Genomic DNA, 20374 nt, shown 5'->3' with positions numbered 1-20374 from the left:
CAGGAGGAAAACCCATCATGAGCGCACGCCTGCTCACCCATCTGCGGCACGTCGACCTCGCCGTGCCCGACTACGACAAGCAACTCGACTTCTACGCCGGCGTCTGGGGCCTGATCAAGGTCGAGGAGGACTCCGGGATCTCCTTTCTCGCCGCCGAAGGCAGCCCCGAACAGTACGTGGTGCGGCTGCGCAAGGCCGAGGAGAAGCGCCTCGACCTCGTCTCGTACGGCGCCGCGAGCGCGGCGGACGTGGACACCCTCGCCGAGCAACTCCTCGCCGGAGGAGTGCAGTTGATCTCCCAGCCGGGCAAGGTCGACACCCCCGGAGGCGGGTACGGCTTCCGCTTCTTCGACGTCGACGGACGCACCATCGAGGTCTCCGCGGACGTCAACGTCCGGCAGCACCGCAAGATCGAGGAGAAGGAGTCGATCCCGGTCAAGCTGTCGCACGTCGTCCTCAACTCACCGGATCTGAACCGCACTCGGGAGTGGTACGAGCGTCACCTCGGATTCCGGCTCTCCGACACGCTGATGCATCCGAAGATGGGCGAGGCGATGCACTTCATGCGCATCAGCAACCAGCACCACTCCATGGCCATCGCCCAAGGGCCGCACACCGCCCTGCACCACGTCTCCTTCGAGATGCGCGGCATCGACGAGTACATGCGCGGCTCCGGCCGCGTGCTCCGCGCCGGCTTCAAGAAGCTCTGGGGTCCCGGCCGGCACACGGCGGGCGACAACACCTTCACCTACTTCCTCGACCCGCACGGCAACACCGTCGAATACACGACGGAACTGGAGCTGCTGGACGAGGACACCTGGCACCCCCACGTCTATGACTTCTCCCAGCCCGGGGTCGCCGACCAGTGGGGCACGGCGAACCCGATGAACGAGCTGATCGCCAAGGACTCGTTCAACGACGTCGACCGTGGCTGCTTCGTCGCCCCGCCGGTCTGACGTCTCGAACCCGGGGACGCGATGGCCCTGTCACCGCCCTGGCGCCCTGGCCGCGTCCCTGCTTCCCACCGCTGTCGAAGACCGCCAGAGCCTGGAGCCGTGCATGCGTTTCGCCACCTATGAACACCGACACCAGCGCAGGATCGCCGTCGTGGAGGAGGACGGCACCCTCCACCCGGTTCCCGGGGCGCGCTCGCTCACGGAGCTGATCAGCCGCGGCGACGGACTCGACGCACTCCTGCGCGCCGGCACCGCCACGCTCGACGTCCCGCCGGGCCCTCACGTGTCCGAGGTCCGGCTGCTGCCACCGCTTCAGCCGCCCACCGTGCGGGACTTCGTCACCTTCGAGGAACACGTCGAAGGGGTAGCGCGGACCATGGACGGCGTCGGCGGGGTGCCCGAAGCCTGGTACGACGCCCCGACGTTCTACTTCACCAACCCGTACGCCGTCATCGGCGCCCACGACGACGTCCCGGTGCCGCCGGGCAGCGAGGTCCTCGACTTCGAGCTGGAGGTCGCCGCCGTCATCGGCCGGGAGGGGCAGGACCTGACGCCGCAGCAGGCACGGGACCACATCATCGGCTACACGGTCTTCAACGACTGGTCGGCCCGCGACCTGCAGTCCCGCGAGATGCAGGTCCGCCTCGGCCCCTGCAAGGGCAAGGACACGGCCACCACCCTCGGCCCGTACCTGGTCACCGCCGACGAACTGGAGCCGTACCGCGACACGGACGGCTTTCTGCGCCTGGCGCTGACCGCCTCCGTGAACGGCGAGGTCGTCGGCAAGGACCTGCTGTCCAACATGAGCTGGACCTTCGAGGAGATGGTCGCCTACGCATCCCGCGGCACCGTCGTCCGCCCCGGCGACGTGCTCGGCTCCGGCACCTGCGGAAACGGCGGCTGCCTCGCCGAGCTGTGGGGCGTCCGGAGCGAGCAGTCCCCGCCCCCGCTGAAGCCGGGCGACACCGTCACGCTCACCGTGGAGGGCATCGGCACCGTCTCCAACACCGTGGTAGCGGGCAGAGATCCGCAGCTCCTGCCGACCGCCCGCCGCCGCACCCGAGAACGGCCGTGAACGACCTGCACCCCAAGAGACTCCTCGGCAAGGTCGTCGTCGTCACCGGCGCCGCGCACGGCCAGGGCGCCGCCGAGGCCGAGGCCCTGACCCGCGAGGGCGCCCGCGTCATCGCCACCTACGTGACCGAGGCCGCTGGCTGCCGCCACCTCGACGTCACCGACGAGGAGCGCTGGGCGGAGCTGGCCGCGGAACTGAGGGAGTCGTGTGGCCGGGTGCACGGTCTGGTCAACAACGCGGGCATCACCTGGCGCGCCCGCCTCGACGAAGTGACCCCCGACGACTTCGCCCGCGACCACGCCGTCAACGTCACCGGCCCCCTCCTTGCCATCCAGCACCTGACGCCGCTGATGCCGCACGGCTCGTCCATCCAACGTCGGCTCCACCGCCGCGCTCAGCGGCCAATACCCGGTCGCCTACACGACCAGCAAATGGGCACTGCGCGGCCTGTCGAAGTCCGCCGCCACGGAGCTCGGCCCGCGCGGCATCCGCGTCAACACGATCCACCCCGGCTTCATCGAGACCGAGATGACCGCCTCCGTCGTCCCAGCCTTCCGCGAGGCGAACATCCGCGAGACCCCGCTCGGCCGCACCGGCACAGTGGACGAGGTCGCCCTGCTTGTGGTCTTCCTCCTGTCCGACGAGTCCTCCTTCATCACCGGCGCCGAGATCCCGGTCGACGGCGGACTCACCGCGCACGGCGGCGTGAAGTCCATCGCCGACGCGTTGCGCCCGGAGGCGTCATGAGACGCCTCGAAGGCGAGGTGGCCCTGATCTCGGGCACCGCCCGTGGCCAGGGCCCGGCGGCGGCGTTGCGCTTCGCCGCCGAGGGCGCGATCGTCGTCGGCGGAGATCTGCTGCACGAGGCGGCGCTGTAGACCCAGCGGCTCGTGGGGGAGGCGGGCGGCACGGTCCTGACTCCCTGGTCTCCACCGATCACCCCCATGCACACCATCGCCCGCCACATCCCCCTCGGCCGCGTCGGCCTCCCCGGCGAGGTCGTGGGCTCCGCCGTCTTCCTCGCCTCCGACGAGGCCTCGTACATCACCGGCGCCAACCTCGTCGTCGACGGCGGCTGGTCATCCGTACTCCCCGGTTGAAAGGTCGATCAGTGAACAAGGTCAGCGCGAACGCCGCCGAGGCGGTCGCCGACATTCCCGACGGCGCTTCACTGGCCGTCGGCGGCTTCGGCCTCAGCGGCATCCCCGAAGTGGTGATCCGGGCCCTGCACGAACAGGGCGCCACCGGCCTGCAGGTCGTGTCGAACAACTGCGGCGTGGACGGCCGCGGGCTGGGCGTGCTGCTCGCCGCCGGCCGGATCGCCCGCGTGACGGGCAGTTACGTGGGCGAGAACAAGGAGTTCGCCCGCCAGTACCTGTCGGGCGAACTGGAGGTGGAGCTGGTGCCGCAGGGCACACTGGCCGAACGGCTGCGCGCCGGCGGCGCGGGCATCCCCGCGTTCTACACCCCGGCCGGTGTGGGCACCCAGGTCGCGCACGGCGGTCTGCCGTGGAGGTACGCGACGGACGGCTCGGTCGCCGTGGCCTCCCCGCCCAAGGAGACCCGCGATTTCCACGGCCGACCGCACATCCTGGAGCACGCCATCACCACCGACTTCGCCCTCGTCCGGGCCTGGCGGGGGGACCGGCACGGCAACCTCGTCTTCCGCCGCGCCGCGGCCAACTTCAACCCGCTCGCGGCGATGGCCGGGCGGATCACGATCGCCGAGGTCGAAGAGCTCGTGGAACCGGGCGAGCTGAGCCCCGACGCCGTCCACCTCCCCGGCGTCTTCGTCCAGCGGATCGTGGAGCTCACCCCCGCTCAGGCCGCCGACAAGCAGATCGAGAAGAGGACGGTACGAGCATGAGCCCGACAACGGACACACCCCGCGGCTGGACCCGCGACCAGATGGCCGCCCGCGCAGCCGCCGAACTCACCGATGGTTCCTACGTCAACCTCGGCATCGGCCTGCCCACCCTCATCCCCGGCCACCTCCCGCCCGGCGTGCACGTGGTGCTGCACTCCGAGAACGGCATACTGGGCACCGGCCGCTATCCGACCCCGGACGAGGTCGACCCGGATCTCATCAACGCGGGCAAGGAGACGGTCACCGTCTTGCCTGGGGCCTCCTTCTTCGACTCGGCCATGTCCTTCGGCATGATCCGCGGCGGTCACATCGACACCGCGGTGCTGGGGGCCATGCAGGTGTCGGAACGCGGTGACCTGGCCAACTGGATGATCCCCGGAAAGATGGTCAAGGGCATGGGCGGGGCGATGGACCTGGTCCACGGCGCCCGCAGGGTCATCGTCCTGATGGAGCACACCGCCAAGGACGGCAGCCCGAAGATCCTCACCGAGTGCACCCTGCCGCTCACCGGCCAACGGTGCGTCCACCGCGTCATCACCGACCTCGGCGTCCTCGACGTCACACCCGACGGCCTCGCCGTCGTCGAGACCGCACCCGGCATCACCCTCGACGAGATCACCGCGAAGTCGGCCGCGCCCCTGCGGACCGACTCCGTCACCGCTGCCTGCTGAAACGTGCCCCTCGACAGCGGGTCGTTCCCGCGATCTCGTGAGCTGCCGAACGGGGTCGGGCGCGGAGAACGTGCACCGCGTGCGGTCGGGACAGGACCGGCAGACTGCCTCGGCGAGCCGGGCCTGCAGGCAGGTCGCTGGCTCGGATCTGACGGACGCGGAGTGGCAGGTCGTCCGGCCGTTGCTACCGGTTTCGGCATGGTTGCAGGGGCGGGGCGGCAGACCAGAAAGTTATTGCCACCGTGTGATGTTGGATGCGATGTGCTACGTGGTCGACAACGGCGTCAAGTGGGCCAGTTTACCTGCGGGCTTCCCGCCGTACCGGCGAGTGCACGCCTTCACCCGACGCTGGCAGGCGACCGGTCTGCTCGGCGAGTTCCATGACCGGCTGCGTGAGGGAGAAGGAAGGCCGCGCCGTGGACCCGCTGGCCGCGATCATGGACTCGCAGTCCGTGCGGGGTCCTGGCCGTCGCGGCGACCGCGGTGACTGTCCAGGACCACGATGCCGCTGTCGAACTGGTCGAGGAACTGCACGCCGGGTACTTCTAGATCCGCCTGATGTGGGCGGACGGCGGCGGGACGGCTGGTCGACTGGGTGGCCGAGAACCTCCATCTCATTCTGGAGATCGTCCGACGCACCGACCATGCTCATGAGCGGCCGCCTCGTCGGTCGACATTCGGCAGGGTTCAGCCGCTCTGCGTCAGCGCGGTGAACACTCCCGGCCGCACCTGCCGGATCCAACCCCGCGCCGCCAGCCGTTTCGCCTTCGACCGCACCCTTCGACCTTCGCCGGCACCACCTGCAGCCTCAGCACCGCAGCCAGCTGCTGACAAGCGAATACCTTCCGCCCGACGTCCGACTCCAGCAGTTCCGCATTGCGCTGGTAGTCCACGGCCAGCACGGACGCCGGCATGCCCTCGGTCCGGTGCGGCACCATCGATCCCGCAACCGCCCCTTCAGCGAAGACTCCGACGCTGCGGCCGGCGCCACGGTCAACACGTCCGACACCGTGACCCGGGCATAAGCTCACGTTCCGCCCCATCGAGCGCGGCCCGCAACCGTGTGTCGACCGGTCGTGGAGGGCGTCCATCCGCTGGAGGACATCGGCCGGCTCCACGAGCTGGCGGCCACCGCAGACCCGGACCGAGGGGGCTTTCGCCGGCGGTCCGGGATGCGGGCATTTACGAGACGGTGAGTTCCTGACCTGATCGGGTGCTCGCGCCACACCTGTTGCGCACGGTAGCGTCTTTCGCACTGCTGCTGAGTTGCACCGATCCTCATCGCCGGAGACGGAAAACCGACGAGTTAGTACTCCAGCCGTAGATCGTGATCTTGCTGGTCGGGGCTGGTGCAGAGATGGCTGCGGCCACCGTTGATCATCATGAGTTGTGACCGCTTGCGCTGGTCAGACTGGCGACGCCGACACCAAGCCCGCGCCCGAGCCTGCCACTACGAACGGCAAGCCAACTGTCCAGCCATAGAGGTTCGCGTCCCCTGACCGGTGGCGATATCGAGATGTCGCGAGGTCGGTGCCTGTGTGCAAACTTCCTCACCGTGGAAATCATGACAGGCGAGCTGCGGCGCCTTCGATCTGGACCTGGGGCTGAGGATGACGACGAGCCCCGGCCGTTTCTCGTGCGCCTCCGGTTCACTGCCGAGGACCCAGCCCAGGTCATCGACAACGCGCGTGCGGTACTGACATGTGTGGTCTCCCAGATGGGTGACTGGCCGACAGATGAGCTTTGGCCGCAACTGTTGCCGACCTGGTTCATCCAGCGGTGCGCGCCCGAGACCCCGGAACCGGAGCATGGCGAGCCCTTCGACGTCGAGGCGTGGCTGCGTCAATGGCGGGCGATGACGCCAGAGGAGAGAGCGGCCGTCGATCAGGGGCCGTGGACGCTCTCGGGATGGCTGTACTACTTCGACCCGACCGAGGAAGGAATGGGAGACGATCGCAGCTGGTGGTGGTGGCACGCAGGAACCGACGAGTCGGGCGGCTGGGTGCAGGTGGCCACCACTGGCTGGCCCTTCGGAAGCGGTTCACTGTCCTGGCTGATTGAGGCCAGTGGGGGCGCGGATCTCGTCTACGGGCCGTGAGCAGCGACTCGCCGTGATCGCGAACTACGGCTGGAGTACTACGGCCAACCTGACTCGCCGTCAACCCGCGCCACCGCCGAATCTAGCGAACTACCGGTAGCCTGCGCCGCGTCGAGCAGTGCGAGTCGCGCTCGCTCAGGGGCGCCGCGGCGTAGCCGAATGCCGCGCCGTGCTTCGTGCCGCCGAACACCCGCCGTTGCACCGAGGCGGTCGCTTACACCTCCGACTGCTGCGCAGCGATCCCCAACTGGTGCATCATGCTGAAGCCGCCCAGGACCTCGCACACCGTCGAAATGCTCGCAATGGACGCACCGGAGAATCGAATACGGTCGACGGTACAAGCCGTGAAGTGCCTGCCGGTCGGCGAAACCCCGGCGAACTCACCCCGCCAGGTTCCTGACGAACGCAGGAAGCACACTACCTCGTCCTCGCGGCTGATCTGGTCGGTAACGGAGAATGTGAGATCAGGGAAGGCGGTGCAGAACCCTTGCAACACCGAAATGATCTTGTCGCGCCCCTGGATCGGGCTTTCATGCTCAAAGAAAATATCCGGGGCGAATATGTTCGTCAGTGTTTCGAAATCCCGCCGATTGAATGCGGCAAAGTATTCCTTTGCGACGTCCGCCTTCGCGACTGCATCCACTGAAGTCACAAGCTTCTCCTCACGATTGCTGTGACGACGCCGCACGCGGCGCCGTTGCTCGCGGTTGACAGTGAGCGTAGGAGCGCTCGGGCGCAGCGGGAAATGGTTCGTGTCAATAGGCTCGCATTGATTTCGTCGATGAGATCTGAACGCAGCCACCTGGAACGCCGACGACGTCCGCGACGACCTGCAGGCCTTCGTCGCCGACAGGCTCGGCGAGGCCGACGGGGTCCTCATCCTCGACGACACCGGCTTCATCAAGAAGGGCACCACCTCCGCAGGCGTACAGCGTCAGTACTCCGGCACCGCCGGCCGCACCGAAATCCCCCAGTGGGAGTACCCCCAGTCAGATCGGCGTCTTCGCCGCCTACGCCACCACCCACGGACGCGCCCTGGTGGACCGGGAGTTGTATCTGCCCAAGTCCTGGACGGACGACCGCGAACGCTGCCGCGCCGCCAAGATTCCCGATGAGAGGGGCTTCGCCACCAAACCAGAGCTGGCCAGGGCCATCGTGCTGCGCGCACGCGCCTCCCCGCTGCCGAACGCCTGGGTGACCGCAGATGCCGCCTACGGCCAGGAGTGGCGCTTTCGCCGGATGCTGGAAGAAGCCGCAGTCGGCTACGTGCTCGCCGTCCCGGAGTCCCAGCCGGTACCGTGCTACGGCCGGATCGACCATCTTTTCCGCCAGGCGCCGGATGAGGCATGGGAGCAACGTTCGTGCGGCGACGGCGCCAAGGGCCCGCGCGTCTATGACTGGGCGGCCGTCCAGCTCCCGGTGATCGAGGACTTCGACGGTGAGCGGCCCACCCATCACCGCTGGGCGCTGGCCCGGCGCAGTCTCAGCAGGCCAGATGGCGAACCGCTGCTGCTGGAGTATTAGCCGAATCCTGAAGGTCTCACACCGGGAACTGGTGGCAACTTGCACTCGACCACGCGCGGTCTGACGTGGGTCCGCGTGCTAGGTGAAGGACACGTGGACCAAGCGGCAGCGCCGGTTCTGTGTCGCAGACTTCAGAAGATCCAATACCGGTCCGACCCCATCGACAGCTACCTCGCCGCGACTGAGCTCCCAAGGACGACATCACGCGCGCACGGTCAGACGTCGCAGTCGCGGCAGACGGGAGGGCCGCTGCTCGCATCGGCCAGTTGGCTGCGGTGGCGCACGAGGAAGCAGACCGTACAGACGAATTCGTTGTCCAGCTGCGGAAGCACCTGGATTGTCAGCTCCTCGCCCGAAAGATCGGCACCGGGCAGTTCGAGGCCCTCGGCGGCCTCGGACTCGTCCATGTCGATGGCAAGAACGGATTTGCTGGTGCTCCGGGTGTTGAGTTCCTCAAGGTTGTCGATGATGCCGTCGTTGCGTGGGGTGTCGAAGTCCTTCGCCATCTTGCCTTCTCTGTCGTGGCGTTTGCCGTGCTCGCGTATGTCTGAGCGGTGGGAAGCGGACGGAGTGTGTCAGGCGGGCTGGACGGTGATCGTGCAGAGCCGCTTGGTCGCCCGGGTCAGGGCTACGTACAGGTCCCTCTCCCCGCCGGGGCGCGCCGTGGTGATCTCTTCGGGGCTGATGACGACGACTCCGTCGAACTCCAGCCCGCGCGCTTCGGATGCTGGAACGATGCGTGCGTGCTGTGCGATGTCAGAGGCTGTCAGGTCGCCCACCCTCGCCTCTGCGCAAATGACCCCGAGGAGCTCGCCCGGGTACGCGGAGCTCTGGGTGCGAAGTTCCTGGACGACGGTGGCGACCAGCTTCTCAACAGGTGTGGTCACGGTGCGGGGAGTCTCGCCAGTGCGCAGTGACCGTGTCGGTTCCTGATCCGGAGCGATCCGGGCGAGCAGGTCTCGGGTACTCGCGAGAATCTCCTGCGTGGTGCGGTAACTGATCGTCAGACTGTGCAGCTGGAACCGCGGGCCGACATGCGGACTCAACGCCTCCTTCCAGTCATGCGCCGTCGTGACCGGGCCCGCCTGGGCGAAGTCGCCCACCAGCGTCATGGCTTTTGCCGGGCAGCGGCGGACGATCATCCGCCACTGCATGGCGGTCAATTCCTGTGCCTCGTCGACGACAACGTGCCCGTACACGCGCTCCGGCGGGCCGTCGACCAAGCTAGCCGCCTCGTCCAGCAGCGCTATATCGGCTTCGGTCCACGGCGCGTCCGGGGCACGCAGCAGACGCGACCGCTCGTCCGGTGTCAGCCGGGGAAGGTACTCGGCGAGAGTGTCGAGGTCTGTCAGGAGAGCCCGCACGAGGCCACCGGGTGTCAAGTGCGGCCACAGTGCTTCCACGGCCTGGTCGATGTGGGGGTCGTCGAGGAGGTCGGCCCGGACGGCGTCCGCGTCGAAAAGGGCGGCCGATCCCGAGGCGGCTGCATCGTGTGGGCTGGGGTGGCGCAGGTCCGCCGCCGTGAATCGGTCGAGGTTCCGGCCCGTCAGCTGGGCCACCTCGTTGTCGATCTGCTCCAAGAGGTCACCCGTATTGCGTTCCAGCGTCTCGGTGAGGGCGTCGACCAGAAGCTCCTTGAACACCTGGCGCGCTGGATTGTGTCCCAGCCCGGTCGCCACGGCGGCGTCGCGTGCGGTTCGGACTGTGGCTTCCGTAAGGTGAACCACGTCCTGCCCGACCCGCAAGGTGAGGTCGCCGTGCGTACTTTGACTGGTGCGCAGCAGGTCGGCAAGTGCGTCAGCGAGAGCGGAACTGCCCTTGAGGCGCGCGGTGTCGAACGACTCCACCGCGGTGGGGACCACTCCGGCCAGTTCCTGGCATGTCGCCAGCACGACGTCGTTCTCGCCGAGCGAGGGCAGGACCTGGGAGATGTAGTCGAGGAACCGCGCGTTGGGCCCGACCACCAGGACGCCTTCCTTCGCGGCGCGCGGGAACGCGTACAGGACATACGCCGCCCGGTGCAGCGCGACCACCGTCTTGCCCGTCCCGGGCCCGCCCTGCACTACCGTCACGCCGCGGTGCGCGGAGCGGACGATCTTGTCCTGCTCGGTCTGCAACGTTGCGACGGCCGCGTGCATTCGGCCCGTACGCCGTGCCGAAAGGGCCTCGGTCAACGGGCCGTCGCCCACGACGTCCTCGGTGGTCGGGGCGGAGCCGTCCAGCATCTCGTCGCTCACCGAGACCACCGCGCGCCCGTCCAGGCGCAGGTGCCGGCGTCGCCGCAGGTTCATCGGGTGAACCGGCGTGGCCTCATAGAAGGGCCGCGCCGCGTTCGCACGCCAGTCGACGAGCAGGGGCAGGTCGTCGTCCTCTGTCTGCAGGCCGATCCGGCCTATCTGCAGTGTGGTGCCGTCCGCCCAGTCGATGCGGCCGAAGGCCAGTCCGTTTTCGGCCCCTTCGAGCCGTCCGATCTCCTGTGTCAGGCGGTCGGCGGTGATCCCGCGCTCGTATGTCTCGCTCGCACTCTCGGCCGGCGTCCTGAGTACTTCCGCCAGGCGTGTCCGTGCCTCGGAGATCCGCTCTGTGAGCAGCTCGTACAGCGTGGAAACTCGTTCCTGTTCCCACTCGACCTGACGCGCAGCGGAGTCGTTGGATAGCGACAACGGAGAGCTCCTCTCGATTCGGGTGCCCACTATCGACGAGAGCTCAGGGAAAGTAAATTTTGACTTCTTCGAGAAATTAGTCACCGTCGCCAGAGGTAATGCTGAGCCGATTTGGTATCCGTCTCAGTGCTCACGCGTACGTGATTTTGTCAAGAGTGATTATGTCTGCATCGCACCTTTATTTAGACCGTGTTCTACGTGGTGAGGCGTCGTTGTTCCGGGCATGGGGCGGGGTACGCGGAGTTGGATTGTTCCGGACGGGCTGTGGGAGATCGCGAAGCCGCTGATCCCGTCGTGGAAAGTGAGGCCGCAGGGCGCCGGAACGCAGGACACGCCTGATGAGACGCTGTTCGCGGCCGTCATCTACGTCCTGGTCAGCGGCTGCGCCTGGCGCCAGTTGCCGCCCTGTTTCGGCATATCGACATCGACGGCTCACCGCCACTTCCTGTTCTGGTCGCGGGCCGGTGTCTGGGGCCGCCTCCACGAGGCCGCGCTGCACCGGTTCGATGACGCCGGCCTCATCGATGTCACCCGCGTCGTCCTCGACACCGCCTACATGAGGGCCAAAAGGGGGCGAACACACAGGTCCGAGCCCAGTGGACCGCGGCAAGCCGGGTTCCGAGATGCACGTCCTGTCGGACGCGAAGGGACTGCCCCTCCTCGTCGGCGTCTCGGCCAAGCGATCTTTTCCCGCGCATCCCAATGAGTGGCCGAGTCGTCGTGGGATGCCGAGCGGCCACGCCGCGCGCTGGTCGGCGTGCCAGGCGCCCGAGGGGAGTGCAGGGGGCCGGGCACGGGCCGCCATCCGGCAGGAGCCCGGACGTGTGCTGCACCGTGGCACACGGGCTAGGTCCTGCCTCCGGGTGCGGGTGACCGTGGCTGCGTGCTTGCAGCAACCGCCATCTCCCAGAGCGCCGCCGACCCGCTGTCCGGGCTGGTGCTGCGCGACGTACCGGTACCTCACCCGAAGCCCGGCTGGTCCCGGGTACGGGTCGTGGCCTCTTCCCTGAACATGCACGACCTGTGGACGCTGCGTGGCGTGGGCCATCCCCCGGAGCGCCTTCCCATCGTGCTCGGCTGCGACGCGGCCGGATACGACGAGGACGGCAACGAGGTCATCGTGCATCCGGTGCTCGGCGACCCGGACGCGGGCGGGGGAGACGAGACGCTCGACCCGAACCGTGCGCTGCTGTCCGAGCAGCACGACGGGGCCTTCGCCGAGTACCTGACCGTGCCCACCCGCAACCTGGTGCCGAAGCCCGCGTGGCTGTCCTTCGACGAGGCGGCCTGCCTGCCGGTGGCCTGGGGCACCGCCTACCGCATGCTCTTCACCCAGGCCCGGATCACCGCCGGCGACCGGGTGCTCGTCCAGGGCGCGGGCGGTGGAGTCGCCTCCGCCGCCATCCGGCTCGCGGTGGCCGCCGGGGCCGTCGTCTACGCCACCAGCCGCAGCGAGGCCAAGCGTGCCGAGGCCCTCACCTGGGGGGCGCGCGCCGCGCTGGCCCCCGGTGAGCGGCTGCCCGAGCGGGTGGACGTTGTGATCGAGACGGTCGGCGAGGCGACCTGGTCCCATTCGCTGAAGTCGCTGCGGCGCGGCGGCACAGTCGTGATCGCGGGAGCGACGAGCGGCGCCAACCCGCCCGCGGACCTGGCCCGCATCTTCTACCTCCAGGGACGTGTCCTCGGCTCCACCGGCTGCACCCGGGGCGAGCTCGTCGCGCTGCTCCGGCTGATGGAGGCCACCGGAGTCCGCCCCGTGATCGACCGCACCCTGCCCCTCACGGACATCCACAAGGGCTTCCAGCTCATGATCGACGGCGGTCTGACCGGGAAGCTCGTCATCCACCCGTCGGCCCCCCAGAGTTAAGGACCCTCTCCCATGACCGCAGCTGTCGTCGGGCTCTCGCACTCGCCCCTGATCGGCAGGAACGACCCCGAGCCCGAGGTTCTGGCCCGCGTCGACGAGGCCGTCGAGAGCGCCAGGGCCTTCGTCCGCCGCTTCGACCCGGAGCTCGTCGTCCTCTACGCGCCCGACCACTACAACGGCTTCTTCTACAAGGAGATGCCCCCGTTCTGCCTCGCCACCGAGGCCCACGCGGTGGGCGACTTCGGTTCCCAGGGCGGGCCGCTGTCGGTCGACACCGACGCCGCCAGGACGCTGGCCAAGGGGGTGCTCGACCGCGGCATCGACCTCACCGTCTCGGCCCGGATGACCGTGGACCACGGCTTCGCGCAGCCCCTGGAGGTGCTCTTCGGCGGTATCGACCGCGTGCCGGTGGTGCCCGTCTTCGTCAACGGCGTGGCGACCCCGCTCGGCCCGGTCAGCCGTATCCGCGCACTTGGCACCGCGGTCGGTCAGGCCGCGGCCGACCTGGACAAGCGGGTGCTGTTCGTCGCCTCCGGTGGTCTGTCCCACGACCCGCCGGTGCCGGTGCTGGAGGGCGCACCGCCCCGGGTCGCCGACGCGCTCATCGAGGGCAACCCGCCCACACCGGAGCAGCGTGCGAAGGGCGAGGAGCGGGTCGTCCAGGCCGGCCGCGACTACGCCGCCGGGTCGACGAAGATGATCCCGATCAACCCGGCCTGGGACAACCTCCTCCTCGACCACCTGGAGCGCGGCGACCTCGCGGAGTTCGACTCCTGGACCGTCGATGACATGGCCGCACAGGGCGGCGGCTCCGCCCACGAGGTCCGCACCTGGATCGCGGCGTACGCCTCCCTCGCGGCCACCGGCAAGTACGAGATGACGTCCCGCTTCTACGAGGCCATCCCCGCCTGGATCGCCGGATTCGCTGTGACCACGGCGGAAGGGCGGTGACCGGCATGGCAGTCACACCCGTCGAGCTGGCGGCCGCCCGGCTCGCCGCCGCCTTCGCCGAGGGACGGCCCGTGGCCCCGGTACGCGATCTGCTCGGTACCCAGGACGTCGACGCCGCGTACGCCGTACAGCAGGAACTCACCCGCAGCAGAGTGGACAGCGGTGCGGTCGTCGTCGGCCGCAAGATCGGCCTGACCTCCCCGGCCGTCCAGCGCCAACTCGGCGTCGACCAGCCTGACTTCGGGGTGCTCTTCGCCGACATGGACGTCTCATCCGAGGCCGAGGTCCCCTCCGGCAGGCTGCTGCAGCCCAAGGCCGAGGCGGAGATCGCCTTCGTCCTCAAGGAGGACCTGGCCGACGGCGACCTGGACCCGGCGCAGGTGCGCGCTGCGGTCGACCACGCCGTGGCCGCGCTGGAGATCGTCGACAGCCGTATCGCCGACTGGGACATTTCCCTCACCGACACGGTCGCCGACAACGCCTCCAGCGGACTGTTCGTGCTGGCGGAACGCCGCCTCACGCTGGACGAGTTCGAGCCTCGCGAGACCGTGATGCGGCTGTACGCCGACGACGTCCTCGTCTCCGAGGGCAACGGCGCCGCCTGCCTCGGCGACCCCCTGAACGCGCTGGCCTGGCTCGCCCGGACGGCCCGTGACCTGGGTGACCCGTTGCGGGCCGGACAGGTCGTCCTCTCCGGCGCGCTGGGCCCGATGGTCCCGGCCCCGCCCGGCACCCGGATCCGCGCCGAGATCAGCTCGCTCGGCGAGGTCACCGCCGCATTCTCCGAGAAGAGGGACGCATGACTTCCCCCAAGACGTCAAAGACCAAGGTCGCCATCATCGGGTCGGGCAACATCGGCACCGACCTGATGATCAAGATCCTCCGCCTGTCGGACACCCTCGAAGTGGCCGCCATGGTGGGCATCGACCCGGAGTCCGACGGCCTCGCCCGCGCCGCCCGGCTGAAGGTCCCGACGACCCACGAGGGCGTCGAGGGCCTGATCGCCATGGAGCACTTCGACGACATCGAGATCGTCTTCGACGCGACCTCGGCCAAGGCCCACCTGGCCAACGCCCACCGGCTCGCGCCCTTCGGAAAGCGGCTCATCGACCTCACCCCCGCCGCCATCGGCCCGTTCGTCGTCCCGCCCGTCAACCTCGACGAGCACCTGGCGGCCGGCGCGGACAACCTCAACATGGTCACCTGCGGCGGCCAGGCCACCATCCCCATGGTCGCGGCCATCTCCGCGGTGACCGACGTCCACTATGCGGAGATCGTCGCCTCCATCGCCTCCAAGTCGGCGGGGCCGGGCACGCGCGCCAACATCGACGAGTTCACCGAGACCACCTCCCACGCCATCGAGAACGTCGGCGGCGCGGCCCGCGGCAAGGCGGTCATCGTCCTCAACCCTGCCGAACCCCCGCTGATCATGCGAGACACCGTCTTCTGCCTCATCGGGGACGCGGACCACGACGCCATCCGAGCCTCCGTCAAGGAGATGGCCGAGCGGGTCGCCCAGTACGTGCCGGGCTACCGCCTCAAGCAGGAGGTGCAGTTCACCCCGATCGCGGAAGGCGAGCCCGTGCACACTCTGCTCCCCGAGGGCGCGGGCCCGGTGACCACCCGTGTCTCGGTGTTCCTCGAAGTCGAGGGCGCCGCCCACTACCTGCCCGCCTACGCCGGAAACCTCGACATCATGACCTCGGCCGCCCTGCGCACCGCCGAGTCGATCGCCCGGCACAGCACCACCGTCACCGCGGAGGCCAGCCGATGACTCACCAGCTCTACATCCAGGACGTGACCCTGCGGGACGGCATGCACGCCATCCGGCACCGCATCGATCCTGCCGACGTGGGCCGCATCGCGGCCGCCCTCGACGCAGCCGGCGTCGACGCCATCGAGGTCGCCCACGGCGACGGCCTCGCCGGCGGCTCCCTCAACTACGGCCCCGGCAGCCACACCGACTGGGAATGGATCGAGGCCGCGGCGGACGCGATCGACAACGCCGTCCTCACCACCCTCCTCCTGCCCGGCATCGGCACCATCGCCGAACTGGAGCGCGCCTACGCCCTCGGCGTCCGCTCGGTGCGCATCGCCACCCACTGCACCGAGGCCGACATCTCGGCCCAGCACATCGCCAAGGCGCGCGAGCTGGGCATGGACGTCTCGGGCTTCCTGATGATGAGCCACATGGCCGAGGCGCCCCAACTCGCCGCGCAGGCAAAGCTCATGGAGTCCTACGGCGCCCAGTGCGTCTACGTCACCGACTCCGGCGGCCGCCTCACCCTGGACGGCGTACGCGAACGGGTCCGCGCCTACCGCGACGTACTCGACGAGAGCACTCAGATCGGCATCCACGCGCACGAGAACCTCTCCCTGTCGGTCGCCAACAGTGTCGTCGCCGTCGAGGAGGGCGTCACCCGCGTCGACGCCTCCCTGGCCGGACAAGGAGCGGGTGCCGGAAACTGCCCCATCGAGGCGTTCATCGCCGTGGCGAACATCCAGGGCTGGAAGCACGGCTGCGACCTGTTCGACCTCCAGGACGCCGCCGACGACCTGGTCCGCCCCCTGCGCGACCGCCCCGTACAGGTCGACCGCGAGACGCTCACCCTCGGCTACGGCGGTGTCTACTCCTCCTTCCTGCGCCACGCGGAGATCGCCGCCGAGCGCTACGGCGTCGACGCCCGCACCCTCCTGCTGGAAGTCGGCCGGCGCGGCCTGGTCGGAGGCCAGGAGGACATGATCGTGGACATCGCACTCGACTTGATGTCCAACCGGGCTACCGGGCCCGTGAACTGACACACAGTAAGGAGGAAGCCCATGGGTGAACGTCTGCCCATACGGATCCCGATCGACGGAGACGAACTGGACGCCTGGTGGTACGCCCCCGAAGGCGTCGACGGACCCGCCCCCTGCGTCGTCCTGGCGCACGGTTTCGGCGGCATCAAGGAGATGCGGCTCGCAGCCTACGCCGAGCGGTTCGCCGCCGAGGGGCTCGGCGCCCTGGTCTTCGACTACCGGTCCTTCGGCGCATCCAGCGGGCGTCCGCGCAACCTGCTCGAGATCAAGCGGCTGGTCGCCGACTATCACGCCGCCGTCTCCGCGGCGAGGTCCCGTCCTGAGGTCGACTCCAGGCGTGTCGCCGTGTGGGGCAGCTCCATGTCCGGCGGCACCGTGGTGCTGGTCGCCGCACAGGACCCGAGCATCGCCGCAGTGGTGTCGCAGGCGCCCCTCGCCGACGGCCGGGCCGCGCTGGTGCACATGGTGAAGAGGTCGGCGACCCATGTGCTGGGCCTGGGCGTGGCGGGCGTCCGGGACGCCCTCGGGGCTCGCCTCGGCCGTGAGCCGTACACCGTGAAGGCCGTGGGCCGCCGCGGTGAGCAGGGCGCCGTGCTGGCCACTCCGGACGCCTACGAGGGAATGCTGCGCCTCCTTCCGGCGGAAGTGCCCTACGACAACGAGGTCAGCGCGCGCGTGATCCTGTCGCTGCCCTTCTTCCGCGCCGTCGCGGCCGCCCCCCGGCTCACCTGCCCCCTGCTGGTCCAGGTGATGGACCACGACGACCTCACGCCGCCGGGCCCCGCTGCCGCTCTCGCGGCCGCGGCTCCGCACGGCGAGCTGCTCGCCTACCGCGGCGGCCATTGGGACCCCTACGTCGGAGAGGGCTTCGACCAGGTGGTTCCCGACCAGATCGCCTTCCTCAAGCGGACTCTCGGGGCTCCAGCCGCTCGGTGACGGTGCGGCGCACCCTCACCGGCGCGTCGGCGGGGACCGCTCCCTCGCCGGCGCCGGTGTCGTACGCACTCGGTGCGATCTGCCTGATCAAGTCGCCCTCGCGTCAGCACCGCGCACTGTCGGGACTGCCGCAGCGGCTGGCCACACTGGCTGATCCGCGGCACCGGCGCGGGAAGCGTCACCCGTTCGTGAGCGTGCTGCTGATCGCGTGCTCGGCCGTACTGGTCGGGCCCCTCGTTCGCCGTGATCGGCCAGTGGGCCAAGAACGCTCCGCAGGAGGCTCTCGCCCGGCTCGGTGCCCGCACCACCAGCGTGTTCGCCGTCCGCGTTGCGCCGAGCCCGGCGACCGTCCGCCGGATCATCAACACCACCTGTCCCGGCGGCCTGGCCGACCTGCTCGGCACCGACCCGGCCGGGTCCGACACCCCGGCCGTGGACGGCAAGAGCACCCGCGGCTCGTGCAGCGGCGACAGCCCGGCCGCACATCTGCCGGCCGCTGTGACCTGTGCCATGACGGCCGTCACCCAGCTGCGAGTGCCGGACAAGACCAACGAAATCACCTGCTTCGCGGCCCCGTTAGAGCCCTACAACCTGACCGGCGTGAGGTGACCGCCGACGCCCTGCACACCCAGCACCCAGCGCGCACACGCCCACTTCCTCGTCGAGCAGAAGGACGCGCACTATGCCTTCCCCGTCAAGAAGAACCAGCCGATCCCTTATGCGCAGCTCAAGACACTGCCCTGGGACAAGGCGACGGCGAAGTTCTACGACCGGTCCCACGGCAACGGGCGGTTGGAGACCCGCGTCATGCGACTGCTTGCGAGGAGTGCATTGACAAGCCGAGACAGCAAACTGATGATGTAATCAGTCATGCGGAGATAGTCAGAAAGTGGGTCTCGTCCCGCTTGCCCGCCACTCCGTGGTGGCCTATTTATGGCGATACGTGAAGTATTACCGCCCACGCCCAAGGAGAGGCGCCATGAGCGAGACTGACCTGCACGCCAAGTTCCAGCAGTTCCCCGATGCGGTCCGCGAGAAGGTCGAGACCGCCCTGTTGGACGCGAAGATCGCTCTCAAGGTCAAGGCCGCCGAGATCCTCGTCGACAAGGCGGAGATGGCCGAACACGCGGTCACCACCGCCGGCCGGATCGGCGCCAAGAGCGGTGAGGTGTCCGAGCTGACGACGATCCTGCCGCTGAAGCCGAACGGCGCGGCGCACCTGCGGAAGTTCTTCCGGCTGATCGGGGGGAACCTGGCGGGCGCCGGTCAGGTCGGCACCCTGCACAACATGCGGTTCGTGTTCCTCGAGAACGACACGAAGCTGCTGTTCGCGACCGCCTTCGACGGCGAGTGGGACCCCTACATCGACGACTTCGCCACCAAGATCCCCGAGATGATGGACTACCTCTTCAGCAACGTCGAGGGCTGGCCCGGCATCACCTCGCCGGACGTGAAGGACTTCATCGTCAAGTACCAGATCCCGGCGGAGGCGTGGTTCGTCGCCCACCCGGGCCTCACCGTCGCGGAGGGCCACCGGCTCAAGCGACAGGAGGCCGCCGTGCAGCGGTTCCTGTCGGACCTGAACTGAAGGCAGGCACACCATGCCTTCCCCGCTGTTCCGGCGGCTGCGCCGCCCGCCCACCCTGGACCTCGACGACATCCAGGCGACCCTGCTGCGGGCCCGGCCCGAGCCCTACTTCGGCACCCACGCGATCCTGGAGATCACCGAACCGGCCGCGGGCAGGGAACTGCTGCGCCGACTGGCGCCGCGGGTGACCTCGGCGGCGCGCTGGGACGAACCGCAGCCGTCCTGGCTGGCCCTCGCCCTCAGCTATCAGGGTCTGGTCGCACTGGGGCTGCCGGAGACCTCACTGGCCTCCTTCCCGGCCAACTTCCGCGCCGGGATGGCGGCCCGCGCCGAGCGGCTGCGGGACACCGGCGTGAACGCGCCGGACCGCTGGGAGTTCCCCTTCGGCACCCCGCGCGTGCATGTCGCCGTCACGGTGTATGCCGCGAGCGAGGACGACTGGCGGGCCGAAGTCGCCGCCTACGAAAAGGAACTGGGCGAGGTCCCTGGCGTACGGCTGCTGTCGCACCAGGACTTCGCGGCCGACGGGTTCAACGTCTTCGGCTACCGGGACGGTTTCAGCCAGCCGGTGGTCGAGGGCAGTGGCGCCGAACCCCTGCCCGGCGACGGACGGCCCATCAAGGCCGGTGAGTTCGTCCTCGGCTACCCGAGCGAGACCGGTGTGCCGCTGCCCGTACCGGCTCCGGACGTCCTGGGCCGCAACGGCACGTACGTCGTCTTCCGCAAGTACCACTCCCACGTCGCCGCCTTCAACAAGTGGCTGCACGACAACGCCGCCACCGAGGCCGAACGCGAGCTGTTGGCAGCCAAGTTGGTCGGCCGCTGGCGCAGCGGCGCACCTCTCGCCCTGACCCCGGAACGCGACACCCCCGCCATCGGCGAGGACCCGAACCGGATCAACGACTTCGACTACTCCGCCGACCCGCGCGGACTGCGCACCCCGCTCGGCTCCCACATCCGCCGGATGAACCCGCGTGACACCAAGCTGACGGTCCTCACCGACGTCAACATCCGCCGCATCATCCGGCGCGGCACCTCCTACGGCACCCCGCTGCCCCCGGACCGCCTCAGGGACGACGGCACACCGCGCGGCCTGGACTTCATCGCCCTCGGCGCCCGCGCCATCGACAACGTCGAGTTCCTGCAGAGCGAATGGGTCGGCTCCGGCAACTTCATGGGCCTGGGCAAGGAGAAGGACCCGATGATCTCGCTCCAGGACAAGGGCGCCTACTTCACCGTGCCCGGGACCCCGCCGCGCCGGGTGCAGAACATCCAGTCCTTCAACACCCTGCTCGGCGGCGAGTACTTCTTCATGCCGAGCCTGTCCGCCATCCGCTGGCTCGGCAGTAACTGAACCCCACCTCGCGCGGAGGCACTGC

General features: G+C 69.0%; 22 protein-coding genes and 2 pseudogenes. 21 read left to right on the top strand and 3 right to left on the bottom strand.

What is annotated here, in order from left to right; translation table 11 throughout:
• Positions 1 to 17: 17 nt before the first annotated feature.
• The 9 genes and pseudogenes from ACFZDK_RS16110 to ACFZDK_RS16070 all read left to right on the top strand — a co-directional run bounded on the left by ACFZDK_RS16110 (position 18) and on the right by ACFZDK_RS16070 (position 6667).
• On the top strand, positions 18 to 956 hold the full coding sequence (locus ACFZDK_RS16110; RefSeq protein WP_390972954.1) for a VOC family protein: 939 nt from the start codon (positions 18 to 20) through the stop codon (positions 954 to 956).
• 103 nt (positions 957 to 1059) lie between these two features.
• Entirely contained in the window at positions 1060 to 2031 is a 972-nt protein-coding gene (locus ACFZDK_RS16105) for a fumarylacetoacetate hydrolase family protein (RefSeq protein ID WP_390972952.1), read from the top strand.
• A pseudogene (locus ACFZDK_RS16100) lies at positions 2028 to 2778 on the top strand (SDR family NAD(P)-dependent oxidoreductase). The gene ACFZDK_RS16105 and the pseudogene ACFZDK_RS16100 overlap by 4 nt, the downstream one beginning before the upstream one ends.
• Complete coding sequence (locus ACFZDK_RS16095; RefSeq protein ID WP_390972950.1) at positions 2775 to 2909, top strand: hypothetical protein; 135 nt, start codon at positions 2775 to 2777, stop codon at positions 2907 to 2909. Before ACFZDK_RS16100 ends, ACFZDK_RS16095 begins: the two are co-directional and overlap by 4 nt.
• Before the next feature lie 66 nt (positions 2910 to 2975).
• Positions 2976 to 3131: an SDR family oxidoreductase gene (locus ACFZDK_RS16090; RefSeq protein ID WP_390972948.1), complete on the top strand. Its 156-nt coding sequence runs from the start codon at positions 2976 to 2978 to the stop codon at positions 3129 to 3131.
• 11 nt (positions 3132 to 3142) lie between these two features.
• The gene (locus tag ACFZDK_RS16085; RefSeq protein ID WP_390972947.1) at positions 3143 to 3898 is read left to right on the top strand and encodes a 3-oxoacid CoA-transferase subunit A; all 756 of its coding nucleotides are present in this window, start codon (positions 3143 to 3145) and stop codon (positions 3896 to 3898) included.
• The gene (locus ACFZDK_RS16080; protein ID WP_390972945.1) at positions 3895 to 4569 is read left to right on the top strand and encodes a 3-oxoacid CoA-transferase subunit B; all 675 of its coding nucleotides are present in this window, start codon (positions 3895 to 3897) and stop codon (positions 4567 to 4569) included. The genes ACFZDK_RS16085 and ACFZDK_RS16080 overlap by 4 nt, the downstream gene beginning before the upstream one ends.
• A gap of 37 nt (positions 4570 to 4606) precedes the next feature.
• Positions 4607 to 5056, top strand: coding sequence for a transposase (locus ACFZDK_RS16075; protein ID WP_390972943.1), 450 nt, complete (start codon positions 4607 to 4609; stop codon positions 5054 to 5056).
• Positions 5057 to 6133: 1077 nt separating this feature from the next.
• The gene (locus ACFZDK_RS16070; RefSeq protein ID WP_390972941.1) at positions 6134 to 6667 is read left to right on the top strand and encodes a hypothetical protein; all 534 of its coding nucleotides are present in this window, start codon (positions 6134 to 6136) and stop codon (positions 6665 to 6667) included.
• 214 nt (positions 6668 to 6881) lie between these two features.
• Here ACFZDK_RS16070 and ACFZDK_RS16065 read toward each other — a convergent pair whose 3' ends face one another.
• Entirely contained in the window at positions 6882 to 7319 is a 438-nt protein-coding gene (locus ACFZDK_RS16065; protein ID WP_390972940.1) for an ester cyclase, read from the bottom strand.
• A 136-nt stretch (positions 7320 to 7455) separates the two neighbouring features.
• On the opposite strand from ACFZDK_RS16065, the gene ACFZDK_RS16060 reads away from it, so the two are divergent.
• Positions 7456 to 7782, top strand: a complete 327-nt coding sequence (locus tag ACFZDK_RS16060; protein ID WP_390973413.1) for a transposase — start codon at positions 7456 to 7458, stop codon at positions 7780 to 7782.
• Positions 7706 to 8191, top strand: a complete 486-nt coding sequence (locus ACFZDK_RS16055; protein ID WP_390972938.1) for a transposase — start codon at positions 7706 to 7708, stop codon at positions 8189 to 8191. The genes ACFZDK_RS16060 and ACFZDK_RS16055 overlap by 77 nt, the downstream gene beginning before the upstream one ends.
• 215 nt (positions 8192 to 8406) lie before the next feature.
• Here the strand turns inward: ACFZDK_RS16055 and ACFZDK_RS16050 are convergent, their stop codons facing one another.
• Positions 8407 to 8697 (bottom strand): DUF4193 domain-containing protein, encoded by a 291-nt coding sequence (locus ACFZDK_RS16050; protein ID WP_123979965.1) that lies wholly within the window; start codon positions 8695 to 8697, stop codon positions 8407 to 8409.
• A gap of 69 nt (positions 8698 to 8766) precedes the next feature.
• Positions 8767 to 10854 carry an AAA family ATPase gene (locus ACFZDK_RS16045; protein WP_390972936.1) on the bottom strand — a complete coding sequence of 696 codons (2088 nt, stop codon included), beginning with the start codon at positions 10852 to 10854 and terminating at the stop codon, positions 8767 to 8769.
• 223 nt (positions 10855 to 11077) lie between these two features.
• Here ACFZDK_RS16045 and ACFZDK_RS16040 point away from each other — a divergent pair.
• From ACFZDK_RS16040 to ACFZDK_RS15995, 10 genes and pseudogenes are all read left to right on the top strand, one after another.
• Positions 11078 to 11603, top strand: a pseudogene (locus tag ACFZDK_RS16040) (transposase); the annotation flags it as partial.
• 134 nt (positions 11604 to 11737) lie between these two features.
• Positions 11738 to 12721, top strand: a complete 984-nt coding sequence (locus ACFZDK_RS16035; RefSeq protein WP_390972935.1) for a zinc-binding dehydrogenase — start codon at positions 11738 to 11740, stop codon at positions 12719 to 12721.
• 12 nt (positions 12722 to 12733) lie between these two features.
• Positions 12734 to 13672: a 3-carboxyethylcatechol 2,3-dioxygenase gene (locus ACFZDK_RS16030; protein WP_390972934.1), complete on the top strand. Its 939-nt coding sequence runs from the start codon at positions 12734 to 12736 to the stop codon at positions 13670 to 13672.
• Between the two features lie 5 nt (positions 13673 to 13677).
• Positions 13678 to 14475 carry a fumarylacetoacetate hydrolase family protein gene (locus ACFZDK_RS16025; protein WP_390972932.1) on the top strand — a complete coding sequence of 266 codons (798 nt, stop codon included), beginning with the start codon at positions 13678 to 13680 and terminating at the stop codon, positions 14473 to 14475.
• A complete protein-coding gene (locus tag ACFZDK_RS16020) occupies positions 14472 to 15446 on the top strand; it encodes an acetaldehyde dehydrogenase (acetylating) (protein ID WP_390972930.1) in 975 nt (324 codons plus the stop codon). Before ACFZDK_RS16025 ends, ACFZDK_RS16020 begins: the two co-directional genes overlap by 4 nt.
• Complete coding sequence (gene dmpG, locus ACFZDK_RS16015) at positions 15443 to 16471, top strand: 4-hydroxy-2-oxovalerate aldolase (protein ID WP_390972928.1); 1029 nt, start codon at positions 15443 to 15445, stop codon at positions 16469 to 16471. Before ACFZDK_RS16020 ends, dmpG begins: the two co-directional genes overlap by 4 nt.
• 21 nt (positions 16472 to 16492) lie before the next feature.
• Positions 16493 to 17407: an alpha/beta fold hydrolase gene (locus ACFZDK_RS16010; protein ID WP_390972926.1), complete on the top strand. Its 915-nt coding sequence runs from the start codon at positions 16493 to 16495 to the stop codon at positions 17405 to 17407.
• 243 nt (positions 17408 to 17650) lie between these two features.
• A complete protein-coding gene (locus ACFZDK_RS16005; RefSeq protein WP_390972924.1) occupies positions 17651 to 18016 on the top strand; it encodes a hypothetical protein in 366 nt (121 codons plus the stop codon).
• A gap of 370 nt (positions 18017 to 18386) precedes the next feature.
• Positions 18387 to 18995, top strand: a complete 609-nt coding sequence (locus tag ACFZDK_RS16000; protein WP_390972922.1) for a hypothetical protein — start codon at positions 18387 to 18389, stop codon at positions 18993 to 18995.
• 13 nt (positions 18996 to 19008) lie between these two features.
• Entirely contained in the window at positions 19009 to 20349 is a 1341-nt protein-coding gene (locus ACFZDK_RS15995) for a Dyp-type peroxidase (protein ID WP_390972921.1), read from the top strand.
• Positions 20350 to 20374: the final 25 nt, after the last annotated feature.

This window comes from Streptomyces sp. NPDC007901, from assembly GCF_042959465.1.
Taxonomy (GTDB): Bacteria; Actinomycetota; Actinomycetes; order Streptomycetales; family Streptomycetaceae; genus Streptomyces.
Note: the sequence above shows the minus strand (reverse complement) of the source record. Positions and strands in the feature narration are given on the sequence as shown.